We start from the raw sequence: 23,108 nt of genomic DNA on the forward strand, positions 1-23,108 counted from the left end.
GTAGTCCGGGCCGCAAGTCAGACAATTTTCGGTAATTGCGGTCGCATGCGGTTCTGTTCACAGACGTGCGTTTGCAGTGCGGCTTGCCTATGGCTCCGTGCGTTGTCGCGGAGTACGATCGGCCCGGCATGTTTCGTGGGGGAACAACATGGTCGGAAAAATCAGTGGTGAAGGGTCGAAGCGTGCGACCGGCAGGTCGGGCATGTCGGCAGCAGGGGGTTCGAAGGCAAGCGAAAAGGGCCGCAAGCCCCGGGCGACTGAGAACGATGACCTCGCCGCGCGGCTGATCAGGTGTCTGGCAAACGTTGGCGGTGTCCGCCTGAAGTTCAAGAAGACGATACCGATCTACTATGCCGACGCGAAGCGACCCTGGCTGGTGGTGCGTGAGCTTGGCAAGCGAAAGGAAACAGGCCGGATCACGAAAAAGGGCCGCTTCGTCAAGGTCCCGTGATGGCCCGGTCCATCGGTACGGCGCTCGCCGCCGCGCTGGGGGCGCGAAACGCGCCGTTTTCCATCATCCTTGCCGGTCACAACGGAGCGGGCAAATCGACGCTGTGGCACGAGCATCTTGCCGATCATGTGCAAGTCCCGCTGGTCAACGCCGATCGCGTGATGCTGGCCCTTCTGCCGGAGCCGGATCCGGCGCAGGGTTTGCGGCGCTGGGCAAGGGAGCTGCGCGATACCAACGCATCCTGGATGCAGGTGGCGAGAAGGGCGGTCATGGCATTGGTAGCCGAGGCCGCCGGTACCGAGGTCTCGTTCGCGATGGAAACCGTCTTCTCTCATTGGCCGCCGCAGCCTGACGGCACCGTGCGCAGCAAGGTTGACTTGATCCGCAAGCTTCAACGGTCGGGCTACTTCGTGTTGCTGATCTTCGTCGGCATGGCGAACCAGGGCCTGTCGATCGTCCGTGTGCGAAACCGCGTCATGCAAGGCGGACACGCAGTTGCCCTCGACAAGCTGGTCCATCGTTTCCAGCGGACACAGCAGGCGGTACGCGAGGCGCTGGATGTTGCGGACGCTTCGGTACTGTTCGACAACAGCCTGTCCAGGGCAAGTGCCTTTACCCCGGTACACGTGCGCAGGCGCGGCACAGTGCTGTTCGATGTTCGGCAGTCCAGCAACACAGTGCCGGAGACCATCACGGCTTGGCTGGACATCGTCGCGCCACGGCGATGAGCGGTCCGGGCGCCGTGCCAAACGGCGCGGCGCCCGCGCCGGTCAACCCTGGCGCTGTCCCATCGTAAAGGCGATATCCGCCAGTCCCGCGACCCCGCCGGTCACCTTGTCGCCCGGCTCGATCCTGCCCACGCCGGCCGGCGTGCCGGTGAAGATCAGGTCGCCCGGGGCGAGCGCCACGCTCTGCGAGATATAGGCGATGACATCGGCCACGGGCCAGATCAGTTCGTTCAGGTCGCCTTCCTGGCGCACCTCGCCGTTGACCGCGAGCCAGATCCGGCCCTGGGCCGGATGGCCGACCGCCGACACCGGATGCAGCGGGCCGCACGGGCCCGAGGCGTCGAAGGCCTTGGACCAGTCCCACGGCCGGCTCATCTTCTTGGCGACATCCTGCAGGTCGCGGCGGGTCAGGTCGACGCCGACGCCATAGCCCCATACATGCTCCAGCGCGCCGCCCACGGCGATATCGCTGCCGCCCTTGCCGATGGCCACCACCATTTCGATCTCGTGGTGCAGGTTGTCGGTCAGCGGCGGATAGGCGACCGTGCCTTCGGCCGGCACGACCGCGTCGGCCGGCTTGGTGAAGAAGAAGGGCGGCTCGCGGTCGGGATCCTTGCCCATCTCGCGCGCATGCGCGGCATAGTTGCGTCCCACGCAGAACACGCGGCGGATCGGAAAGCGGGCGGTGCCGCCGGCCACGGCGACGCTGGCTTGCGGGGCGGGCTGGATGACGAATTCGGTCATGGAAGGTATCGGTTGGGTTCCGGGAGGGGCCGCGTGCGGCCTTACTTGGCGAAGACCTGGCTCATGTCGCCGAAGGCCTTGAATTCCAGCGCGTTGCCCGACGGGTCCAGGAAGAACATGGTGGCCTGTTCGCCGACCTGGCCCTTGAAGCGCACGTGCGGCTCGATCACGAACTTCGTGCCGGCCTGGCGCAGCTTCTCGGCCAGCGATTCCCATTCCTGCATCGGCAGGATCGCGCCGAAATGGCGCACCGGCACGTCGTCGCCGTCCACCGCGCTGGTGGCGCGATGGCCGCATTCCTCGGGCGCCAGGTGAGCGACGACCTGGTGGCCATAGAAGTTGAAATCGATCCAGGCATCCGAGCTGCGGCCTTCCGGACAGCCCAGCAGGCCGCCGTAGAAGCGGCGCGCCTCGGCGAGGTCGTTGACGGGGAAGGCGAGGTGGAACAGCGGAATGGCGCTCATGGGGGGCGGTCCTTGGTGGGGTTTGTGGTGGTTGGCGTCGGCGCGGCCCGCGGGCCGGCGCGCCCGGTCGTTGATTGTAATCAGCAAGACTCGTAATATGAAACGAATCATTTTTGCCCTGAGCATCAAAACTTTCGATAGATGATCCGCTACTTCCAGACGTTCATCGTGGCGGCGGAGACTGCCTCGTTCTCGGCCGCCGGCGCGCGGCTCGGGCTGACGCAGTCCGCCGTCAGCACGCAAATCCGGCGGCTGGAGGAAGACCTCGGCTGCTCGCTCTTCGACCGCGCCGGCAAGTCCGTCGCGTTGAGCGAGGAGGGCCGCAAGCTGCTGCCCGAGGCGCTGCGCTTCGTGGCGCTTTACCAGGGCATGAAGGGGCTGGCGCAGGCGCAGCCGCAGGCGGACATGGCGCCGCTGGACCTGGGCGCCGTGTCGACGGTGCAGGCCACGCTGCTGCCCAAGGCCATGCAGCGCTTCCGCGCCGCCTATCCGGCCACCTACGTGAACATCGTTCCCGGCATGTCGAACCAGCTGCTGACGCAGGTGGATGCCCGCGAGCTCGATATCGCGGTGATGATCCGTCCGCGGCTGGGCCTGTCGGCCGAGCTCAAATGGGTGCCGCTGATGCAGGAGCGCTTCGTCTGCGTCGCCCCGGCAGGGGCCCCCACGGAGATGAAGGCGGTGCTCGCGGCGCTGCCGTTCATCCGCTACAACCGCCATTCGATGGGCGGCCAGCTGGTGGACCGCTATCTGAAGGGCCACCGGCTGTGGGTCAACGAGGGCATGGAGCTGGACGAGCCGGCGGTCATGCTGCAGATGGTGGAAGAGGGGCTGGGCTGCGCCATCATCCCGTCCGAACTGGTGCCGCTGCGCGAGACGCCCAACGTGCAGGCGGTGCCGATGCCGGGGCCGCCGATTCACCGCGAGATCGGCGTGCTGGTGCGCGCGGCCGCGCTCAAGCGGCCGTCCACCGAGGCGTTGATCGAGGCGTTCGTGGCGGAAAGCCGGCGCTGGGAAGCGAGGAACCGGAGCGCCGGCAAGGCCGCGAAGGCTCGCCGGCCGACGAAATCCGCCGCCGCCCGCGCCGCCAAACCAAAATAAAATTTTGGTTAATCGGTTTGTTAATCGCTTTTTCTTGCTTCCCAAGGTCTCCACACTGGCGGTCACGGCGCGCCCATGCCTTTGCATGCGGACATGGCGCCGGCGATAACAAGACCAGGAGACCTCATGACCACCCCACTGCAACGCGCATCCCGCCGCCACTGGCTCGGCGCCGGCCTGCTGACGCTGGCGACGATGCTCGCACCGGTTCCCTTCGCCGCGGCCCAGGCCACGTATCCGGACAAGCCGGTGCGGCTGGTGATTCCGTATCCGCCGGGCGGCGCCACCGACGTGATCGGCCGCATCGTGGCGGCGCGGCTGGGCGATGCGCTCGGCCAGCAGGTGGTGGTGGAGAACCGCGGTGGGGCGGGCGGCAATATCGGCGCGGAGGTGGTCGCCAAGAGCGCGCCGGATGGCTATACGCTGCTGATGGGCGCGCTGACCTCGCATTCGACCATGGCCACCCTGGAGAAGGGCCGGCTGCGCTATGACATCATCAAGGACTTCTCGCCGGTGATGGTGGTGGGTTCCGTTCCGCTGGTGGTGGTGGTCAATCCCAAGCTGCCGGTCAATACGCTGGACGAGCTGATCAAGTACGGCAAGGCCAATCCGGGCAAGCTGAACTACGCGTCCTCGGGCGCGGGCGCGCCGCAGCGGATGGCCGCCGAGATCTTCCGCAAGGAGGCCGGCATCGATATGGTCCACGTGCCGTACAAGGGCAGCGGTCCCGCCATGACCGACCTGGTCGCGGGCCAGGTCAACATGATGGTCGAGACGGTGCCGGCGGCGCAGCCCTTCATCAAGAGCGGGCAACTGCGGCCGGTGGCCGTCGCGGCCGCCAAGCGCATTTCGATGCTGCCGGACGTGCCGGCCGCGGGCGAGGCGGGCATGCCGTCGCTGGATGTCAGTTCCACCTTCGGCGTGCTGGCCCCGGCCGGCACGCCGGCACCGGTGATCCAGCGCCTGAACGGCGCGCTGGCAAAGATCCTGGAGATGCCCGACGTGAAGGCGCAGTTCCTGCAGCAGGGCGTCTATGCCGCGCAGGCCACCACGCCGGACAAGGCCGCCGAGCGCCTGCGCGACGAGGTCTCGCGCTGGCAGAAGGTGATCACCGATGCCAAGATCCAGTCCGACAGCTGAAGCCGCGCGACCGGCGGCCGTATCGCGGTACATGCAACACGCAACGCATTCAAACCGAGTCCCACGTATCCACGATGAGCACTACCCCGAAGACGCCGGCCGCTGCCGGCGATGACACCACGCAGGGCGACACCGGCCTGCGCAAGGGCCTGACCAACTACGGCGACCGCGGGTTCTCGCTGTTCCTGCGCAAGGCCTTTATCAAGGGATCGGGCTATACCGATTCCGCGCTGGACCGGCCCGTGATCGGCATCGCCGACACCGGCAGCGCCTTCAACCCCTGCCACGGCAACATGCCGCAGCTGATCGAGGCGGTCAAGCGCGGCATCATGCTCGCCGGCGGGCTGCCGATGGCGTTTCCGACCATCTCCATCCACGAGAGCTTTGCCGCGCCGACCAGCATGTATCTGCGCAACCTGATGTCGATGGACACCGAGGAGATGATCCGCGCGCAGCCCATGGACGCGGTGGTGCTGATCGGCGGCTGCGACAAGACCGTGCCCGCGCAGCTGATGGGCGCGGCCTCGGCCGGCGTGCCCGCGATCCAGCTGGTGACCGGCGCCATGCTGACCGGCTCGCACCGCAGCGAGCGCGTGGGCGCCTGCACCGACTGCCGCCGCTACTGGGGCAAGTTCCGCGCGGGCGAGATCGATGCGGAGGAAACCTCGCAGGTCAACGACCAGCTCGTCGCCAGCGTGGGCACCTGCTCGGTGATGGGCACGGCAAGCACCATGGCATGCCTGACCGAGGCGATGGGCATGAGCCTGCCGGGCGCGGCCACGCCGCCGGCGGTCACCGCCGACCGCATTCGCATCGCCGAGCAGACCGGCGCGCGTGCGGTGGCGATGGCGCGCGAGCGGCTGACCATCGACTGCGTGCTGACGCCGGCCGCCTTCGAGAACGCCATGCGCGTGCTGCTGGCCATCGGCGGCTCCACCAACGGCATCGTGCACCTGGCCGCCATCGCGGGGCGCATGGGCCTGGACATCGACATGCAGGCGCTGGACCGCATGGGGCGCGAGACGCCGGTGCTGCTGGACCTGAAGCCCAGCGGCCAGCACTACATGGAGGACTTCCACAAGGCCGGCGGCATGGCGACGCTGATGCGCGAACTGCGGCCGCTGCTGCGCCTCGATGCGATGACGGTCACCGGCCGCACGCTCGGCGAGGAACTGGACGCCGCCGGCCCGGGCTTTGCGCAGGACGTGGTGCGCACCATGGCCGATCCGATCTATCCGCAGGGCGGCATCGCGGTGCTGGTCGGCAATCTGGCGCCGGGCGGGGCCATCATCAAGCAGTCGGCCGCCGATGCGAAGCTGATGGAGCACGAGGGCCGCGCCGTGGTCTTCGAGAACTCGCAGGACCTGGTCGAGCGCATCGACAGCGACGATCTCGACGTCAATGCGGACGACATCCTGGTGCTGAAGAACATCGGGCCCAAGGGCGCGCCGGGCATGCCGGAGGCGGGCTATATCCCGATCCCGCGCAAGCTCGCGCGTGCCGGCGTCAAGGACATGGTGCGCATCTCGGACGGGCGCATGAGCGGCACGGCCTTCGGCTCGGTGGTGCTGCACGTCACGCCCGAGGCGGCGGTGGGCGGGCCGCTCGCCTATGTGCGCACGGGCGACCGCATCCGGCTCAGCGTCAGCCGGCGCGAACTGAGCCTGCTGGTGTCCGACGAAGAGCTCGAGCAGCGGCGCGCGGCGCAACCCGTGGTCGAGCCCAGCGCGCCGCGCGGGTACATGAAGCTGTTCCTGCAGACCGTGACGCAGGCGGACCAGGGCGTGGACTTCGACTTCCTGCGCGGGGCGAAGCACATGGGCAAGACGCCGGAGTAGGCTCTGGCGCCGGTTCCTCCCTCTCCCGTCAGCGGGAGAGGGAGGAACCATCGTCGGCGTTGGTTGCGTGTTCCAGCAGCGTGCGCGACAGCGCGCCGTGCGCGGCATGCGGCGACCACAGCAGGCCCACCTGCCGCACCGGCGCGCGGCCCGGCAGGGGGACGCGCGCCACGCGGATGCCCTCGGGCCACGGCGGCGTCCAGTCCGGCACCAGCGAGACGCCGATGCCCTGGTGCACCATGCTGGCGATGGCGTTCAGCGCATCGATCTCGAGCCGCTCCTGCGGCACGATGTTGTGTTCTTGCAGATAGCGGTCGGCCACCATGCCGCCCCACATCCCGCGGTCGTAGCGGATAAACGGCTCGGTCGCCAGCAGATCGTGCGCGCCGCGATGGGCCATCGCTTCGGGCGCCAGCACGATGAACGGCTCGGTGACCAGCACGTGCCATTCGAACGCCTTCGGGATGGTGAACTGCGGCGCCACGATGATGCCGGCATCGAGATCGCCGCCCACGATGCGCCGGTACAGGTGCGACGACGAACCCGGCTCGACGAATATCTTCAGGCGCGGATGGGCGGCGTAGAGGCGCCTGAGGATGGGCGGCAGCAGGCCGGTCAGCGCCGATGTCGATACGCCCAGCCGCAATTCCCCCAGCAGGCTGTCGTCATGCGCCACCGCGTTCAGGTCGCGCACGTCGCGGACCACGGCGCGCGCCTTGGGCAGGATGCGCAGACCGCCTTGCGTCGGCACCACGGTGCGGCCGGCGCGCTGTACCAGGGGCGTGTCCAGCGATTCTTCCAGCGCCTTGACGCGCGCGGCGATGGCGGCGGGCGTCAGGCCGAGCCGGCGCGCGGCCTCGGCGAAGGAGCCGTGTTCGACGACGGCGACGAAGCTTTGGAGGTAGCGGATGTCCACGGCTGGGGTTTGGGGTTGTTGTGGTTGTCGTTATGTTGGGGCTCTTGGCCGGCGGTCACCCTCACCCCGCCCATCTCGCCGGCGGGAGACGGGAGACGGGAGAGCACCGCCGCCGCATGAAGCCCTGTCGGTTTGCTCCCCCCGCACGCGGGAGAGAGGCCGGGGGTGAGGGTGACCGACCCCGCGAAGTCCGGCTCACCGTCGCCGCGTCCGCCCCGTCTTCTGCGCGGCAGAAGGCTTCCCGAACAGCGCGATGGCCTCCGCCAGCAGCGCCTCGGCCAGCGATGCGCGCGGCCCCTGGGTCGCCCAGATCAGGCCGACGCGGCGCACGGGCGCCCGCGCGGGCAACGGACGCCGTGCGATGCGCAGGCCGCTCTTCCACATGGGTGCCCAGTCGGGCACCAGCGCCACGCCGAGCCCCTCGGAGACCAGCGTCGCGATCGCCATTAGCCCGTCCACCTCCAGCCGCTGGTGCGGATGGATGCCGTGATCGCGCAGATAGCGGTCGGCCAGCTGGCCGCCGAGCACCGAGCGTTCGTAGCGGATAAACGGCTCGTTGGCCAGCAGCTCATGCGGATCGCGCGTCGCCATCGACTTCGGCGCCACCACCACCAGCGGCTCCTCCAGGATCTGCGCCCAGCGGTAGCCCTTGGCGACGGCGAACTGCGGCTCGACCACGAGCGCCGCATCGAGCTCGCCATTGGTCACGCTGTGACACAACTCCACGGAGCCGCCGGGCTTGACGAAGAAGCTGACGTCCGGGTGCTGGCGGTACAGGCGTGCCAGCACCGGCGGCATGATGCCGGTCATCGCGGAGACGAACACGCCGAGGCGGAATTCGCCCAGCGCGGCGCCCGCACTTGCCACCGCGCTCATGTCGCGCACGTCGCGCAGCACCTGCCGCGCGCGGTCCAGGATCCGCATGCCGGCTTCGGTCGGCAGCACCGAGCGGCCGGCGCGCTTGACCAGCGGCGCGCCCAGCTGCTCCTCCAGCGAATGCAGGCGTGCCGCGATCGCGGCCGGCGTGAGGTCCAGGCGGCGGGCGGCCTCGGCAAGCGAGCCGACGTCGACCACGGTCACGAAGCTTTGAAGGAATCTGACATCCATCAGGAAATGTTAGCAAAGCATCGGTGGGAAGATAGTTTTTTTATTGATCGCCGGCGCCGGATCTTTGCCATCCGGCCGCGGCTTTGGCCGATACTGTTCGCCGCCGCCGCGCATGACGGCCCGCCAACACCGCAGGAGACACGATGCCAGCCAACACGCCACTGACCGCGGACGCCCGCGGCGTCTTCCCGATCGCCCCCACGCCGTTCTTCGAGGACGGCACCATCGACGTCGATTCGATCGACCGCATCACCGATTTCTACCTGGCCTGCGGCGCCACCGGCGTGACCGTGCTCGGCCAGCTCGGCGAGGCGCCCAAGCTCGAACACGCGGAGTCGGTGGACGTGGCCGAGCGCATGATCCGCCGCGCCGGCAGGCTGCCGGTAGTGGTGGGCGTCTCCGCCCCCGGCTTTGCCGCCATGCGCGCGCTGACCCGCGAGGTCATGGACCGCGGCGCCGCCGGCGTGATGATCGCGCCGCCGAACACGCTGCGCACCGACGACCAGATCGTCGGCTACTACCGCCAGGCCGTCGAGGCCATCGGCGCCGACGTGCCGTTCGTGCTGCAGGACTATCCGCTGACGTTCTCGGTGCAGATGACGCCCGGCGTGATCCGCCGCATCGTGCAGGAGTTGCCCTCGTGCGTCATGCTCAAGCACGAGGACTGGCCCGGACTGGAGAAGATCTCGGCGCTGCGCGGCTTCGAGCGCGACGGCTCGATGCGGCATATCTCCATCCTGTGCGGCAACAACGGCCTGTTCCTGGACTACGAGGTGGAGCGGGGCGCCGATGGCGCCAATACCGGCTACGCGTTTCCCGACATGCTGTGCGACGTGGTGCGGCTGCAGGCCGAGGGCCGCCGCGAGGAGGCGCATGACCTGTTCGACGCCCACCTGCCGCTGCTGCGCTACGAGCAGCAGCCCGGCGTGGGACTGGCCGTGCGCAAGTACGTGCTGATGCGCCGCGGCCTGCTGAGCTCGGCGGCGCAGCGCAAGCCGGCGGCGGCCATGTCGGCGCAGGCGCGCGCCGAGGTCGACCACCTGCTGTCGCGGCTCGCGCGGCACGACCCGCGCGCGGCGGGGCTCGCCTCGGCGTGATGGCGCGCGGTGGCAGACGAAAAAATATTTATCGTTTGAAGCAGCCGCGCGCTGCTGTTTCCGTGGGGCAGCGGTTCCTAGAATTGGGGCCGTCGCAATAACTACAACACCCACAGGAGACCACCATGACGTTCCCATCCACGCCCGCGCCGCGCCGCGCGGGCTTGCGCCTCGCACTGTGCGCGTCCGTGTCCGCCGTCGCCGGCTTCGCCATTGGCGCTGCGGCGCCGGCGTCGGCCACCACCGACGGATTTCCCAGCAAGCCCATCCGCATCGTCGTGGGCTTCGCCCCGGGCGGCGGGGCGGATATCGTGGCGCGCCAGCTCGGCGCGCAACTGTCCAAACAGATGGGGCAGTCGGTGGTGGTCGAGAACCGCCCCGGCGCCACCGGCACCATCGCGGCGACCAATGTCGCGCAGTCGGCGGCGGACGGCTACTCGATCATGCTGGCGTCGCAGTCCACGATGGTGATCGCGCCCAGCATGTACGGCAAGCTGCCGTTCGATCCGCTGAAGGACTTCCTGCCGGTCACGCAGGTCGTCTCGATGCCGCTGGTGATGGTGGTCAATCCGTCGGTGCCGGCCAGCACCGTCAAGGAAGTGGGCGAGCTGGTGCGCGCCGGCAAGCTGGCCAGCTATGCGTCGTCCGGGCCCGGCGGTCCGCAGCACATCGCCGGCGAACTGTTCAACACCATGAGCGGCATCAAGCTGACGCACGTGCCCTACAAGGGCGAGTCGGCCGCGCTGACCGACGTGATGGCAGGCAACGTGCCGGTGATGTTCGCCAACGTGCCGGTGGCCGCCCCCTTCATCAAGTCCGGCAAGCTGAAGGCGATCGCGGTGTCGAGCCTGGCGCGCGCCCCCGGCCTGCCGCAGGTGCCCACGGTCGCCGAAGCCGGCCTGAAGGACTTCGAGGTGCTGACGTGGTACGGCCTGTTCGTGCCGGCCAGCACGCCGCGACCCGTGGCCGCCCGCATCAGCGACGAGGTCGGGCAGGCGCTGAAGGAGCCGGGGCTGCGCACCAAGTTCGCCGAGCAGGGCCTGACCATCCTTGGCACCAATCCCGAGCAGTTCGGCAAGTTCATGACCAGCGAAGTGCCCAAGTGGGCCACGGTGGTCAAGTCCGCCAATATCCGGCCGGAATAGCCCGCCGGGCCAGGCAGTACGGCGCCCCTCGCGCGCCGATATCAATCCCCACGCACCACGGAAGGCTGTATGGAAACCCGCCACGAAAAAAGCATCATCGGACCCTGCATCCGGCTGCATCCGGCCGACAACGTGCTGGTCGCCCGCATCAACGTCGGCATCGGCGCGCAGGTGCCGGGCCAGACCTGGACCACGCGCGGCCAGGTGCCGGCCGGGCACAAGATCGCCGCGCGCGCCATTCGCGCCGGCGAGCCGATCGTCAAGTACAACGTCTGCATCGGCTTTGCCGCCACCGATATTCCGGCGGGCAGCTACGTGCATTCGCACAACGTCAGCTTCCAGGAGTACGAGCGCGACTACGCACATGCCCGTGACTACGTGCCCGTCGAGCCGGTGCCCGCCGCGCGGCAGGCGACCTTCGACGGCATCGTGCGGGCGGATGGCCGCGTGGCGACGCGCAACTACGTGGGCATCCTGTCCACCGTGAACTGCTCGGCCACCGTGGTGCGCAAGATCGCCGACTGGTTTACGCCCGAGCGGCTGGCGGACTTCCCTAACGTGGACGGCGTGGTGGCGTTCAGCCATTCGCTGGGCTGCGGCATGGAAATGACCGGCGAGCCGATGGACCTGCTGCGCAGGACCATGGCCGGCTACGCGCGCCATGCGAACCTTGGCGGCACGCTGATCGTGGGGCTGGGCTGTGAGCGCAACCAGCTCAAGGGGCTGCTGGAGACCCAGTCGCTGGAGGACGGCCCCTTGCTGCGCACGTTCGTGATGCAGGACACCGGCGGCACGCGCAAGACCATCGAGGCGGGCATCGCGGCGGTGATGGAACTGCTGCCCGAGGCCAACCGCGTCGAGCGCCGGCCGGTGCCGGCCAGCCATCTGACCGTGGGCCTGCAATGCGGCGGTTCGGACGGGTTCTCGTCGATCACCGCCAATCCGGCGCTGGGCGCGGCGGTGGACCTGCTGGTGCGCCATGGCGGCACCGCCATCCTGTCGGAGACGCCCGAGATCTACGGCGTCGAGCACACGCTGACGCGCCGGGCCGCGAGCCGGGCGGTCGGCGAGAAGCTGCTCGAGCGGGTGCGCTGGTGGAAGGAGGAGTATTCGGTCGGCCGCGACGTGCAGATCAACGGCCAGGTCAGTCCGGGCAACCAGATGGGCGGGCTGGCCAATATCTTCGAGAAGTCGCTGGGCTCGTCGATGAAGGGCGGCACGGGGCCGCTGATGGAGGTCTACCGCTATGCCGAGCCGGTGACGCAGAAGGGCCTGGTCTTCATGGATACGCCGGGCTACGACCCGGTGTCGGCCACCGGCCAGATCGCTGGCGGCGCCAACCTGATCGCCTTCACCACGGGGCGCGGCTCGATGTTCGGCGCCAAGCCGGTGCCGAGCCTGAAGCTGGCCACCAACTCGCCGATGTACCGGCGGCTGGAGGAGGACATGGACATCAACTGCGGCACCATCCTCGACGGCGAGAAGACCATCGAGCAGGTGGGCGAGGAGATCTTCCAGCTGATGCTGCGCACCGCCTCCGGGCAGCCGTCCAAGAGCGAAATGCTGGGGCTGGGCGACAACGAGTTCGTGCCCTGGCATATCGGCATCATGAGCTGATGCCGCGCCGGGGACGCGGGCCCCGGGCTTGCCTCAGGCGAACTTGCGGCGCGCGTCCAGCGCGAGGCCGGAGCCGATGCCGCCGAAACGGTCGCCCTCGATGTTCTTGGCCGCGGGCAGCAGCGCGGCCAGGCGCTGGCGCAGCACCGGCACGCTGCTGGAGCCGCCGGTAAACAGGATGGTATCCACCGCGTCCGCACCGATGCCGGCCGTGCGCAGCAGCCCCTGGACCGTGGTTTCGATCTTCGTCACCAGCTTGCCGATGGCGTCGTCGAACTGCGGGCGCGTGATCTCCAGCGATTCCCCAGGTGCGATGCGGCCCATGTCGACGGCCGTGGCGTCCTGCGTGGACAGCGCGATCTTGGCGTCTTCCACCTGCATCGCCAGCCAGTGTCCGGCGCGTTCCTTGATCAGCCGGACCAGCCGGTCCAGCGGCACGGTGTCCGCGGCATCGCGGTAGTTGTCCATCACGTGCGCCCACGCCTTGCGCGTGTAGATCAGATTGATGGTGTGCCAGCTTGCCAGGTCGAAGTAGTAGCCCGACGGCATGGCCTTGCCGTTCTTGAGCGAACTGCCCAGTCCGAGATACGGCATGGCGCTGGCCAGGCTCAGGTACTTGTCGAAGTCCGTGCCGCCGATATGCACGCCGCCATTGGCCAGGATGTCCTCGCGCCGGTCGGTCTTCGCCGCGCGCTCGGGCGACAGGCGCACCAGCGAGAAGTCCGAGGTGCCGCCGCCGATATCGGCCACCAGCACCAGTTCCTCGCGCGTCATCGTGGCCTCGTAGTCGAACGCCGCGGCGATCGGCTCGAACTGGAATTCCACGTCCTTGAAGCCTGCGGCCGCCGCGATCTCGCGCAGGGTGTCTTCGGCCAGGCGGTCGGCCTGCGGGTCGTCGTCGATGAAGTACACCGGGCGGCCCAGCACGGCGCGGTCGAAGGCGGTGCCCGCGGCGCGCTCGGCGCGCGCCTTCAACTCACCGATGAAGTGGGCGAGCAGGGTGCGGAACGGCATGGGCCGGCCCATCACCTCGGTGCTGTCGTCCATCATCGAGGTGCCGAGCAGGCTCTTCAGCGAACGCATCATCCGGCCTTCATAGCCGGCCAGATAGTCGGTCAGCGCCGCGCGGCCATAGCTGACCAGCGGGTCGTCGGCGTGGAAGAAGATCACCGAGGGCAACGTGTCCTTGCCATCCTCGAGCGGCAACAGGGTCGGGTGCGCCGGCCGGATCCATCCGACGGTGGAATTGGACGTGCCGAAGTCGACGCCGCACGCGTTAGACATCAGGGGGCTCCTGCAGGAAGGGGGAACGGAAGAGCAAAGGAGGGGCCGCGCCCGGACAGGGTCGGGGCGCGGCAGCCGGGCATGATAGCAAGACGCGGCCGGCCCGCCCAGCGGCGCGCCGGCCGGGGCTTCCGGCGAGGTCAGGCGTTGCGCGCGGCCAGCAGCCGGTCGGCCATCTCGGCGAAGCCTTCGCCGCAGGCCGCTTCGGTGACGTAGGCGGGCGGGCTGGGCAGCAGCGGCAGGATCTCCCGCACATTGGCCACGCCGACCGACAGCGGGAAATGCGCGAACATCGCCGCATCGTTGGCCGAGTCGCCGATAAACAGCCACTCGTCGCGCGCGGCATCGACGTCCGCGCCCAGCAGTTCGGCCGCGCACAGCCGGCTCATGGTCAGCTTGTCGTGGTCGCCGAACCAGCCGTTGACATGGATGGAGCTCACCGTGGCCGTCATGCCGGCTTCGCGCATCAGCGCCACGATGCGGTCCACGCTGGCCGGCGGCAGCGGCGCCACGTCCTCGGCATGGTCGATGGCGAGGTCGGCGGCATGCCAGGCCTGGTCCGAGGCCAGCGCGCAGCCGGGCACCTCGCGCACGATGCGCTCGCCGAGCGCGTGGATGCGGGCCAGGTTGTCGGCCCGGGTCGCCGCGTCGTCCAGATAGCGCGTGACCAGCTTGCCGTCGCGCAGATACGAATAGAAGGCGCCGTTTTCGCCGATGATCGCGTCCACGGGCCATAGCCGCGTCAGGATTTCGGCCCACGCGATGCAGCGGCCGGTGACCGGTATCACGTGCAGGCCGGCCTGCTTGAGGCGGTCCAGCGCCATGTAGGTCGAGGCCGGCAGCCGGCCGTCGGTGGTGAGGGTGCCGTCGATATCGGTCAGGACGCCGCGCACCTTGCGCAGGGCGGCGGGGGAGAGGGTGCTCAGTGCTTGCATGGCGGCGGATTGTACCGGCCGGCCCGCCGTTTTGGCGATGTCACCGTGCGGTCATATCCCATTCGGACCCCGCCAGGGGGGAAAACATTGGGGGAAATGCTCGGATTTCCATTTATCCCTTGGCGATGTAACATCCGGCTGTCACAAAAAGTACATAGATTCGGGTCCGTTGGATCCGAATGAAGCAATAAGAAAAGGAGTGAAGTCGATGTCCGTCAAACGTAATGCACTCAAGCTCGCCGCCATCGCGCTGATGGCCGGTGCGGGTCAGGCGCAGGCCGCCGTGGAAATCCAGTGGTGGCACGCCATGCAGGGCGCGCTGAACGACAAGGTGAACGAGATCGCCAACAAGTTCAACGCCAGCCAGTCCGACTACAAGGTCGTCCCGGTCAACAAGGGCAACTACGACGAAACCATGGCCGCCGGCATCGCGGCCTTCCGCGCGGGCGGCTCGCCCGCGATCCTGCAGGTATTCGAAGTGGGCACCGCGACCATGATGAGCGCCAAGGGCGCCATCAAGCCGGTCTCCACCGTGATGAAGGAAGCCGGCGAATCGTTCGACCAGAAGCGCTACATCCCGGCCGTCGCGGGCTACTACACGTCGGCCAAGGGCGAGATGCTGTCGTTCCCGTTCAACAGCTCGACCACGGTGTTCTATTACAACAAGGACGCCTTCAAGAAGGCCGGCCTGGATCCGAACAAGCCGCCCAAGACCTGGCCCGAGGTAATGCAGTATTCGGCCAAGATCAAGGCCTCGGGCGGCAACTGCGCCTACACCACCGACTGGCAGGGCTGGGTGCACCTGGAGAGCTTCTCGGCCTGGCATAACACGCTGTTCGCCAGCAAGAACAACGGCTTCGGCGGCACCGATACGCGCCTGGCCTTCAACTCCCCGCTGCACGTCAAGCACATCGGCAATCTGCAGGACATGGTCAAGAAGGGGTATTTCAGCTACGGCGGCCGCAAGGCGGAATCGCAGGGCAAGTTCTACAACGGCGAATGCGCGATGTTCACCGGTTCGTCGGCGACGCTCGCCAACGTCCGCAAGAACGCCAAGTTCGCGTTCGGCGTGTCGCAGCTGCCGTACTATCCGGATGTCGAGGGCGCGCCGCAGAACACCATCATCGGCGGCGCTTCGCTGTGGGTGATGGGTGGCAAGAAGCCGGAGGAGTACAAGGGCGTAGCCAAGTTCTTTACCTTCCTGTCGCGCCCGGAGATCCAGGCGGACTGGCATCAGGCCACCGGCTACCTGCCGGTCACGATGGAAGCCTATGAGCTGACCAAGAAGTCCGGCTACTACGACAAGAACCCCGGTGCCGACGTGTCGGTGCAACAGATGGTCGTCAAGACCACCGACAAGTCGCGCGGCGTGCGCCTCGGCAACATGGTGCAGGTCCGTACCGTGGTCGACGAGGAACTGGAAGCCGTGTGGGCCGGCAAGAAGGAGCCGAAGGAAGCGCTGGATACCGCGGTCAAGCGCGGCAACGAGCTGCTGGAGCGTTTCCAGAAGACCGCGCGCGAATAAGCGCGGCGGTCAGCCGGAATGGCCGCCCCCCTCCACAGGGGTGGCGGTGCGACGGGCGGTGGATCACACTACCGCCCGTTTTGCTTGCCGGGTTCCGCCCGGCGGCGACAAGACAAGCATAAGGGCGCGCTGGCGCCCGATCTGATTCGGCGCCGCAGCCCTGGCGCCCATTCACACTGATAGCGCATGGAAAAACGGGTCGTGTTCCGTTCTCGATGGCTGCCGTATCTGCTGGTGCTGCCGCAGATCGCCATCACGCTGATTTTCTTCTTCTGGCCCGCGGGCCAGGCCCTGTACCAGTCCGTGCTGCAGCAGGACGCCTTCGGCATCAGCCTGGAGTTCGTCGGCCTGGACAACTTCCGCACGCTGTGGAACGACCCGCTCTACCTGGAGTCGTTCCGCATCACGGCCGTGTTCGCCGCCGGCGTGGCGCTGCTGGGCATGTCGTTCGCGCTGCTGTTGGCCTACTTCGCGGATCGCGTGCTGCGCGGGGCGATGGCCTACAAGACGCTGCTGATCTGGCCGTATGCGGTCGCGCCGGCCGTGGCCGGCGTGCTGTGGATGTTCCTGTTCAACCCCACGCTGGGCGTGGTGGCGTACGCGCTGCGCAAGGGCGGCGTCGAGTGGAACTTCCTGCTCAATGGCAACCAGGCGCTGCTGCTGGTGATCATCGCGGCGGCATGGAAGCAGGTCAGCTACAACTTCCTGTTCTTCCTCGCGGGATTGCAGAGCATCCCGAAGTCGCTGATCGAGGCCTCGGCCATCGACGGCGCTGGCCCGTGGCGCCGTTTCTGGTCCATCGTGTTCCCGCTGCTGTCGCCGACCACCTTCTTCCTGCTGGTGATCAACGTGGTGTACGCGTTCTTTGACACCTTCGCGATCATCGACGCGGTGACCCACGGCGGTCCTTTCAACTCGACCAATACGCTGGTGTACAAGGTGTTCCACGACGGCTTCCGCGGCATGGACATCGGTGGCTCCGCGGCGCAGTCGGTGGTGCTGATGGTGATCGTGATCGCGCTGACCGTGGTGCAGTTCCGCTACGTGGAGCGCAAGGTCCAGTATTGAACGGACGCCCCCGCGGCGGCGCTCCGATAGCCTGACGAACATGGCCAAGCAAACATGGTAGAACGACGACCTTTTCTGGATTTCCTGACCCACCTGGTGCTGATCATCGGCATCGTGATCGTGGCGTTCCCGGTCTATGTGACCTTCGTCGCCTCGACGCTGACCGCCGAGGAGGTGCTGGACGCGCCGATGACGCTGATCCCGGGCAGCCACTTCCTGTCCAACTACGCGACTGTGCTGTTCAAGGGCGGGACGGGCGTGGCGGCCGCGCCGGTGTCCACGATGCTGATGAACAGCATGATCATGGCGCTGGGCATCGCGCTCGGGAAGATCGCCATCTCGATCATCTCGGCTTTCGCGGTGGTGTATTTCAAGTTTCCGCTGCGCAAGACCTTCTTCTGGATGATCTTCATCACGCTGATGCTGCCGGTGGAAGTGCGCATCCTGCCGACCTACAAGGTGGTGTCGGACCTGGGCATGCTCAACAGCTACTTCGGGCTGACGGTGCCGATCATCGCCTCGGCGACGGCCACCTTCCTGTTCCGGCAGTTCTTCCTGACCATCCCCGACGAACTGGCCGAGGCCGCGCGCATCGACGGCGCCGGTCCGATCCGCTTCTTCCGCGACGTGCTGCTGCCGCTGTCCAAGACCAGCATCGCGGCGCTGTTCGTGATCCAGTTCATCTACGGCTGGAACCAGTACCTGTGGCCGCTCCTGATCACCACGGAAAAGTCGATGACGCCGGTGGTGGTGGGCGTCACCCAGATGATCTCGCGCTCCGGCGATGCCACGACCGATTGGAATCTGGTGATGGCCACCGTGATGCTGGCCATGATCCCGCCCGCGGTGGTGGTGATCCTGATGCAGAAATGGTTCGTCAAGGGCCTGGTCGAAACCGAGAAATAACAAAGAATCAGACATGGCAAAACTGTCGCTTCGTAACGTACAGAAGACCTACGCCGGCAACGTCGCCGTCGTGCACGGCATCGACATGGAAATCGCCGACGGCGAATTCATCGTGATCGTGGGCCCCTCCGGCTGCGGCAAGTCCACGCTGCTGCGCATGGTCGCGGGGCTGGAAACGATCACCGGCGGCGAGGTCCATATCGGCGACCGCGTCGTCAACCAGCTGGAACCGGCCGAGCGCGATATCGCGATGGTGTTCCAGAACTACGCGCTCTATCCGCACATGAGCGTGTACGACAACATGGCCTACGGCCTGAAGATCCGCGGCATGGCCAAGGCCGAGATCGACCAGCGCGTGCGCCACGCCGCCGGCATCCTCGAACTGGGTCCGCTGCTGGAGCGCAAGCCGCGCCAGCTCTCCGGCGGCCAGCGCCAGCGCGTGGCCATGGGCCGCGCCATCGTGCGCGAGCCGGCGGTGTTCCTGTTCGACGAACCGCTGTCGAACCTGGACGCCAAGCTGCGCGTGCAGATGCGCCTGGAGCTGAAGGAGCTGCACCGCCGGCTGCGCACCACCAGCCTCTATGTCACCCACGACCAGGTCGAGGCGATGACGCTGGCCGACCGCATGATGGTGCTCAACGGGGGCAGGGTGGAGCAGATCGGCACGCCGCTGGAGGTCTACAGCAAGCCAGCCAGCACCTTCGTCGCCAGCTTCATCGGCTCGCCGCCGATGAACCTGGTGCCGGTGGCCCGCAACGACGCCGGCCAGCGCGACGAGGTGGCGATGCGCGTGACCGGCGCCGACGGCGCGGTGACCGACGCCACGCTGGGCCATCTGCCGATGGGCCTGCATCTGCCCGAGCGCGCGCTGCTGGGCCTGCGCCCGGAACACATCGAGCCGTGCGCGAGCGAGCAGGCCATCGCCCATATCGATGTGCGCGTGGTCGAGGCGCTGGGCGCCGACTCGTTCGCCTACGGCACGCTGGGCGGCCAGCCGGTCGTGGTGCGGCTCGAGAGCCATCAGCGGGTGGCCTCGGGCGACCGCCTGCCGGTCACCGCGTCGGCCGACCATCTGCACTTCTTCGACGTAACCACCGGCAAGCGCATCGAGGCCTGAGCATGAGCGCGTCCAACCCGTCCTCTTCCGCGCCGGCCGCCGCATCGCTGGCCCCGTGGCCGTATCCGCGGCATATCGCCCACCGCGGCGCGGGCAAGCTGGCGCCGGAAAACACCCTGGCGGCGATGCGCCACGGGGCGTCGTTCGGTTACCGGATGTTCGAGTTCGACGTGAAGCTCTCGGGCGACGGGCGGGCGATGCTGCTGCACGACGCGACGCTGGACCGCACCACGAGCGGCCGCGGCCGCATGGACACGCTTACCTTCGCCGAACTGGCGCAGCTGGACGCCGGCGGCTGGCACAGCCCCGCCTATGCCGGCGAGCCGATGCCCACGCTGGCAGCGGTGGCGCGCTATACCCGCGCCAACGGCCTGCACGTCAATATCGAGATCAAGCCCGTGCCGGGCACCGAGGCGCGCACCGGCGCGGCGGTGGCGCTCGATGCGCTGTCGCTGTGGGCCGGCGCCGAGGTGCCGCCGCTGCTGTCCTCGTTCTCGGAGGTGGCGCTGGAGGCGGCCCGCGCCGTGGCGCCGGACCTGCCGCGCGCCTTGCTGCTGGACCGGCTGCCGGCCGACTGGCTGGAGCGGCTGCGCCGGCTGGAGTGCGTGGCGCTGGACGCCAATCACCGCGAGCTGAATGCACAAGTCATCGCCGCCGCGCATGAAGCGGGGTTTCGCGTGGCCTGCTATACGGTCAACGACCCGGCCCGCGCGGCGCAACTGCTGGATTGGGGGCTGGATGGGCTGATTACCGACGCGGTGGATTTGATTCCCCCGTCGGCCTGAATCCCGGCGCGTGTTGCAAAATCGTTCCGTATCACGAAAAGGTGCTGGACATTTGTGCAAACGTGCTATTCTTACGCGCAGTGAAGACTTAGGTCCTTCCCCGCACAACTTGCCCTTTCGGGCCTCCTGCTTAGCGTGTTTCCGGCACCCGTGTTGGTGCCGTTTGCATAATGGGGCGGCCTCCAAGAGTTGTTTGCAATCCGCTAACCGGTCAAGCCGTGTCGCGGAAGGTTGATAAACCCGCTGAACTCCGGCATTCCCGGAGAATAGTGAGCGCCCCATGATGCAGCAGTACCAGAGCAATTCGTACCTCTTCGGCGGTAACGCCCCGTATGTGGAAGAGCTGTACGAGGCTTATCTCCAGAATCCCTCCTCGGTCCCCGACAACTGGCGCGCGTATTTCGACGCGATGCAGAACGTGCCGGCCGTCGACGGTTCCAATTCCCCCGATATTCCCCACGCCCCGATCGTCGCTTCGTTCGCCGAGCGCGCCAAGCAGGGCCCGATCCGCACCATCGTCGCCTCCGCCGATGCGGACATGGGCCGCAAGCGCGTGGCCGCGACGCAGCTGATCGCCGCCTACCGCAATATCGGTTCGCACTGGGCCAATCTCGATCCGCTGCAGCGCCAGGAGCGTCCGCCCCTGCCTGACCTGGATCCGGCCTTCTACGGTTTCTCCGAAAGCGATCTCGATATCGTTTTCAACGCCAGCAATACCTATTTCGGCAAGGAAACGATGAGCCTGCGCGAGCTGCTCAACAACCTGCGCGAAACGTATTGCAGCAGCATCGGCGCCGAATTCATGTACATCAGCGACCAGGCGCAGAAGCGCTGGTGGCAGGAGCGCCTGGAAACCACGCGTTCCAAGCCGGTGTTCACCGCTGACAAGAAGAAGCACATTCTCGAGCGCCTGACCGCCGCCGAGGGCCTGGAGCGTTTCCTCCATACCAAGTACGTCGGCCAGAAGCGCTTCTCGCTGGAAGGTGGCGACGTCTTTATCGCCGCGATGGATGAACTGATCCAGCACAGCGGCAGCAAGGGCGTGCAGGAAATCGTCATCGGCATGGCCCACCGCGGCCGCCTGAACGTGCTGGTCAACACGCTGGGCAAGATGCCGGCGGACCTGTTCGCCGAGTTCGAAGGCAAGCACGTCGACGACCTGCCGGCCGGCGACGTCAAGTACCACAAGGGCTTCTCCAGCGATGTGTCGACCCCGGGCGGCCCGGTGCACCTGTCGCTGGCGTTCAACCCGTCGCACCTGGAAATCGTCAACCCGGTGGTGGAAGGCTCGGTCAAGGCCCGCCAGGAACGCCGCGGCGAAGACGCCGGCCATCGCGAAGTGCTGCCCGTGCAGGTGCACGGCGACGCGGCCTTCGCCGGCCAGGGCGTGGTGATGGAGACGCTGAACCTGGCGCAGACCCGCGGCTACGGCACGGGCGGCACCATGCACATCGTCATCAACAACCAGATCGGCTTCACCACCTCCGATCCGCGCGACTCGCGTTCGACGCTGTATTGCACGGACGTGGTCAAGATGATCGAGGCTCCGGTGCTGCACGTGAACGGCGACGATCCCGAAGCCGTGGTGTTCGCGATGCAGCTGGCGGTGGACTTCCGCATGGAGTTCAAGAAGGATGTCGTGGTCGACATCATCTGCTACCGCAAGCTGGGCCACAACGAGCAGGACACCCCGGCGGTCACGCAGCCGCTGATGTACAAGAAGATCGCCCAGCATCCGGGCACGCGCAAGCTGTACGCCGACAAGCTGGCCACGCAGAACGTGGTGCCGGCCGAGTTCGGCGACGAGCTGGTCAAGGAATACCGCGCGGCCATGGACGCGGGCAAGCATACGGTCGACCCGGTGCTGTCGAACTTCAAGAACAAGTTCGCCGTGGACTGGATGCCGTTCCTGAACCGCAAGTGGACGGACGCCGCCGACACCGCCGTGCCGGTGACCGAACTGAAGCGCCTGGCCGAGCGGATCACCACGATCCCCGAGCACCTGAAGCTGCATCCGCTGGTGGAGCGCGTGGTCAAGGACCGCGCCAACATGGGCCGTGGCGACCAGCCGCTGGACTGGGGCATGGGCGAGCATCTGGCCTTCGCCTCGCTGGTGGCATCGGGCTACCCGGTGCGCATCACCGGCCAGGACGCCGGCCGCGGCACCTTCACCCACCGCCATGCCGTGCTGCACGACCAGAACCGCGAGCGTTGGGATGCCGGCACCTATGTGCCGCTGCAGAACGTCTCCGAAGGCCAGGCGCCGTTCACGGTGATCGACTCGGTGCTGTCGGAAGAGGCCGTGCTCGGCTTCGAATACGGCTACTCGACGGCCGAGCCGAACGCGCTGGTCATCTGGGAAGCCCAGTTCGGCGACTTCGTCAACGGTGCGCAGGTCGTGATCGACCAGTTCATCTCGTCGGGCGAAGTGAAGTGGGGCCGCGCCTCGGGCCTGACGCTGATGCTGCCGCACGGCTACGAAGGCCAGGGTCCGGAACACAGCTCCGCCCGTATCGAGCGTTTCCTGCAGCTTTGCGCGGACCACAACATGCAGGTCTGCCAGCCGACCACGCCGGCCCAGATCTTCCACCTGCTGCGCCGCCAGATGATCCGTCTGTTCCGCAAGCCGCTGGTGATCATGACGCCGAAGTCGCTGCTGCGTAACAAGGATGCGGTCTCGTCGCTCTCGGAACTGGCCAACGGCCACTTCCAGACCGTGATTCCGGAGCACGAGGAACTGAACGCGGCCAAGGTCAAGCGCCTGATCATGTGCTCGGGCAAGGTGTACTACGACCTGGTTGCCACCCGCAAGGAACGCGGCGCCAACGACGTGGCCATCATCCGCATGGAACAGCTCTATCCGTTCCCGCACAAGGCGCTGGCCGCCGAGCTCAAGAAGTATCCGAACGTCACCGAAATCGTGTGGTGCCAGGACGAGCCGCAGAACCAGGGCGCCTGGTTCTTCGTCCAGCACTACATCATGGAAAACATGACGGAAGGCCAGAAGCTCGGCTACGCCGGTCGTCCCGCCTCGGCCTCGCCGGCGGTGGGCTACTACGCCAAGCACAACGAGCAGCAGAAGGCGCTGCTGGATGCGGCCTTTGCCAAGCTGAAGGGCTTCGTACTGTCCAAATGACCGG

Annotated in this window: 20 protein-coding genes; 14 read left to right on the plus strand and 6 right to left on the minus strand. The window is 67.3% G+C overall.

Annotated elements, in window-relative coordinates; translation table 11 throughout:
* Positions 1 to 148 precede the first annotated feature (148 nt).
* A complete protein-coding gene (locus tag LDO27_RS20135; RefSeq protein ID WP_222203592.1) occupies positions 149 to 451 on the plus strand; it encodes a hypothetical protein in 303 nt (100 codons plus the stop codon).
* Positions 451 to 1,179 (plus strand): zeta toxin family protein, encoded by a 729-nt coding sequence (locus LDO27_RS20140; RefSeq protein WP_224043657.1) that lies wholly within the window; start codon positions 451 to 453, stop codon positions 1,177 to 1,179. Before LDO27_RS20135 ends, LDO27_RS20140 begins: the two co-directional genes overlap by 1 nt.
* 42 nt (positions 1,180 to 1,221) lie before the next feature.
* Here the strand turns inward: LDO27_RS20140 and LDO27_RS20145 are convergent, their stop codons facing one another.
* Together LDO27_RS20145 and LDO27_RS20150 are read right to left on the minus strand one after the other, a co-directional pair.
* Positions 1,222 to 1,923 (minus strand): fumarylacetoacetate hydrolase family protein, encoded by a 702-nt coding sequence (locus LDO27_RS20145; RefSeq protein ID WP_224043659.1) that lies wholly within the window; start codon positions 1,921 to 1,923, stop codon positions 1,222 to 1,224.
* Positions 1,924 to 1,964: 41 nt separating this feature from the next.
* Positions 1,965 to 2,387: a VOC family protein gene (locus LDO27_RS20150; protein ID WP_222203586.1), complete on the minus strand. Its 423-nt coding sequence runs from the start codon at positions 2,385 to 2,387 to the stop codon at positions 1,965 to 1,967.
* 141 nt (positions 2,388 to 2,528) lie between these two features.
* Between LDO27_RS20150 and LDO27_RS20155 the strand changes: the two genes are divergently transcribed.
* The 3 genes from LDO27_RS20155 (at position 2,529) to LDO27_RS20165 (ending at position 6,466) form a co-directional block, all read left to right on the plus strand.
* Positions 2,529 to 3,488, plus strand: a complete 960-nt coding sequence (locus LDO27_RS20155; RefSeq protein WP_224043660.1) for a LysR family transcriptional regulator — start codon at positions 2,529 to 2,531, stop codon at positions 3,486 to 3,488.
* A 126-nt stretch (positions 3,489 to 3,614) separates the two neighbouring features.
* A complete protein-coding gene (locus LDO27_RS20160; protein WP_222203583.1) occupies positions 3,615 to 4,628 on the plus strand; it encodes a Bug family tripartite tricarboxylate transporter substrate binding protein in 1,014 nt (337 codons plus the stop codon).
* A gap of 74 nt (positions 4,629 to 4,702) precedes the next feature.
* Positions 4,703 to 6,466: an IlvD/Edd family dehydratase gene (locus LDO27_RS20165; protein ID WP_224043662.1), complete on the plus strand. Its 1,764-nt coding sequence runs from the start codon at positions 4,703 to 4,705 to the stop codon at positions 6,464 to 6,466.
* 28 nt (positions 6,467 to 6,494) lie between these two features.
* Here LDO27_RS20165 and LDO27_RS20170 read toward each other — a convergent pair whose 3' ends face one another.
* Positions 6,495 to 7,382 carry a LysR family transcriptional regulator gene (locus tag LDO27_RS20170; RefSeq protein ID WP_224043664.1) on the minus strand — a complete coding sequence of 296 codons (888 nt, stop codon included), beginning with the start codon at positions 7,380 to 7,382 and terminating at the stop codon, positions 6,495 to 6,497.
* A gap of 195 nt (positions 7,383 to 7,577) precedes the next feature.
* Positions 7,578 to 8,489, minus strand: a complete 912-nt coding sequence (locus LDO27_RS20175) for a LysR substrate-binding domain-containing protein (protein ID WP_224043666.1) — start codon at positions 8,487 to 8,489, stop codon at positions 7,578 to 7,580.
* Between the two features lie 143 nt (positions 8,490 to 8,632).
* Between LDO27_RS20175 and LDO27_RS20180 the strand changes: the two genes are divergently transcribed.
* From LDO27_RS20180 to LDO27_RS20190, 3 genes are all read left to right on the plus strand, one after another.
* On the plus strand, positions 8,633 to 9,586 hold the full coding sequence (locus LDO27_RS20180; RefSeq protein ID WP_224043667.1) for a dihydrodipicolinate synthase family protein: 954 nt from the start codon (positions 8,633 to 8,635) through the stop codon (positions 9,584 to 9,586).
* A 125-nt stretch (positions 9,587 to 9,711) separates the two neighbouring features.
* Positions 9,712 to 10,731, plus strand: coding sequence for a Bug family tripartite tricarboxylate transporter substrate binding protein (locus LDO27_RS20185; protein ID WP_224043669.1), 1,020 nt, complete (start codon positions 9,712 to 9,714; stop codon positions 10,729 to 10,731).
* Between the two features lie 69 nt (positions 10,732 to 10,800).
* On the plus strand, positions 10,801 to 12,348 hold the full coding sequence (locus LDO27_RS20190) for a UxaA family hydrolase (RefSeq protein WP_224043671.1): 1,548 nt from the start codon (positions 10,801 to 10,803) through the stop codon (positions 12,346 to 12,348).
* Positions 12,349 to 12,381: 33 nt separating this feature from the next.
* Here the strand turns inward: LDO27_RS20190 and LDO27_RS20195 are convergent, their stop codons facing one another.
* Together LDO27_RS20195 and LDO27_RS20200 are read right to left on the minus strand one after the other, a co-directional pair.
* Complete coding sequence (locus tag LDO27_RS20195; RefSeq protein ID WP_224043834.1) at positions 12,382 to 13,635, minus strand: Hsp70 family protein; 1,254 nt, start codon at positions 13,633 to 13,635, stop codon at positions 12,382 to 12,384.
* Positions 13,636 to 13,772: 137 nt separating this feature from the next.
* Complete coding sequence (locus LDO27_RS20200) at positions 13,773 to 14,567, minus strand: HAD-IIB family hydrolase (RefSeq protein WP_222203575.1); 795 nt, start codon at positions 14,565 to 14,567, stop codon at positions 13,773 to 13,775.
* Positions 14,568 to 14,775: 208 nt separating this feature from the next.
* Between LDO27_RS20200 and ugpB the strand changes: the two genes are divergently transcribed.
* From ugpB to LDO27_RS20230, 6 genes are all read left to right on the plus strand, one after another.
* On the plus strand, positions 14,776 to 16,092 hold the full coding sequence (ugpB, locus tag LDO27_RS20205) for a sn-glycerol-3-phosphate ABC transporter substrate-binding protein UgpB (RefSeq protein ID WP_222203573.1): 1,317 nt from the start codon (positions 14,776 to 14,778) through the stop codon (positions 16,090 to 16,092).
* Between the two features lie 186 nt (positions 16,093 to 16,278).
* Positions 16,279 to 17,160 (plus strand): sn-glycerol-3-phosphate ABC transporter permease UgpA, encoded by an 882-nt coding sequence (gene ugpA, locus LDO27_RS20210; RefSeq protein ID WP_222203570.1) that lies wholly within the window; start codon positions 16,279 to 16,281, stop codon positions 17,158 to 17,160.
* 54 nt (positions 17,161 to 17,214) lie between these two features.
* On the plus strand, positions 17,215 to 18,066 hold the full coding sequence (gene ugpE, locus LDO27_RS20215) for a sn-glycerol-3-phosphate ABC transporter permease UgpE (protein ID WP_222203569.1): 852 nt from the start codon (positions 17,215 to 17,217) through the stop codon (positions 18,064 to 18,066).
* 13 nt (positions 18,067 to 18,079) lie between these two features.
* Positions 18,080 to 19,183, plus strand: a complete 1,104-nt coding sequence (locus tag LDO27_RS20220; protein ID WP_224043673.1) for a sn-glycerol-3-phosphate import ATP-binding protein UgpC — start codon at positions 18,080 to 18,082, stop codon at positions 19,181 to 19,183.
* A 2-nt stretch (positions 19,184 to 19,185) separates the two neighbouring features.
* Positions 19,186 to 19,968, plus strand: coding sequence for a glycerophosphodiester phosphodiesterase (gene ugpQ, locus LDO27_RS20225; protein ID WP_224043675.1), 783 nt, complete (start codon positions 19,186 to 19,188; stop codon positions 19,966 to 19,968).
* 280 nt (positions 19,969 to 20,248) lie between these two features.
* Complete coding sequence (locus LDO27_RS20230) at positions 20,249 to 23,104, plus strand: 2-oxoglutarate dehydrogenase E1 component (protein WP_222203566.1); 2,856 nt, start codon at positions 20,249 to 20,251, stop codon at positions 23,102 to 23,104.
* Positions 23,105 to 23,108: the final 4 nt, after the last annotated feature.

The sequence above is a fragment of the Cupriavidus respiraculi genome, assembly GCF_914271545.1.
In the GTDB taxonomy this organism is placed as follows: domain Bacteria; phylum Pseudomonadota; class Gammaproteobacteria; order Burkholderiales; family Burkholderiaceae; genus Cupriavidus; species Cupriavidus respiraculi.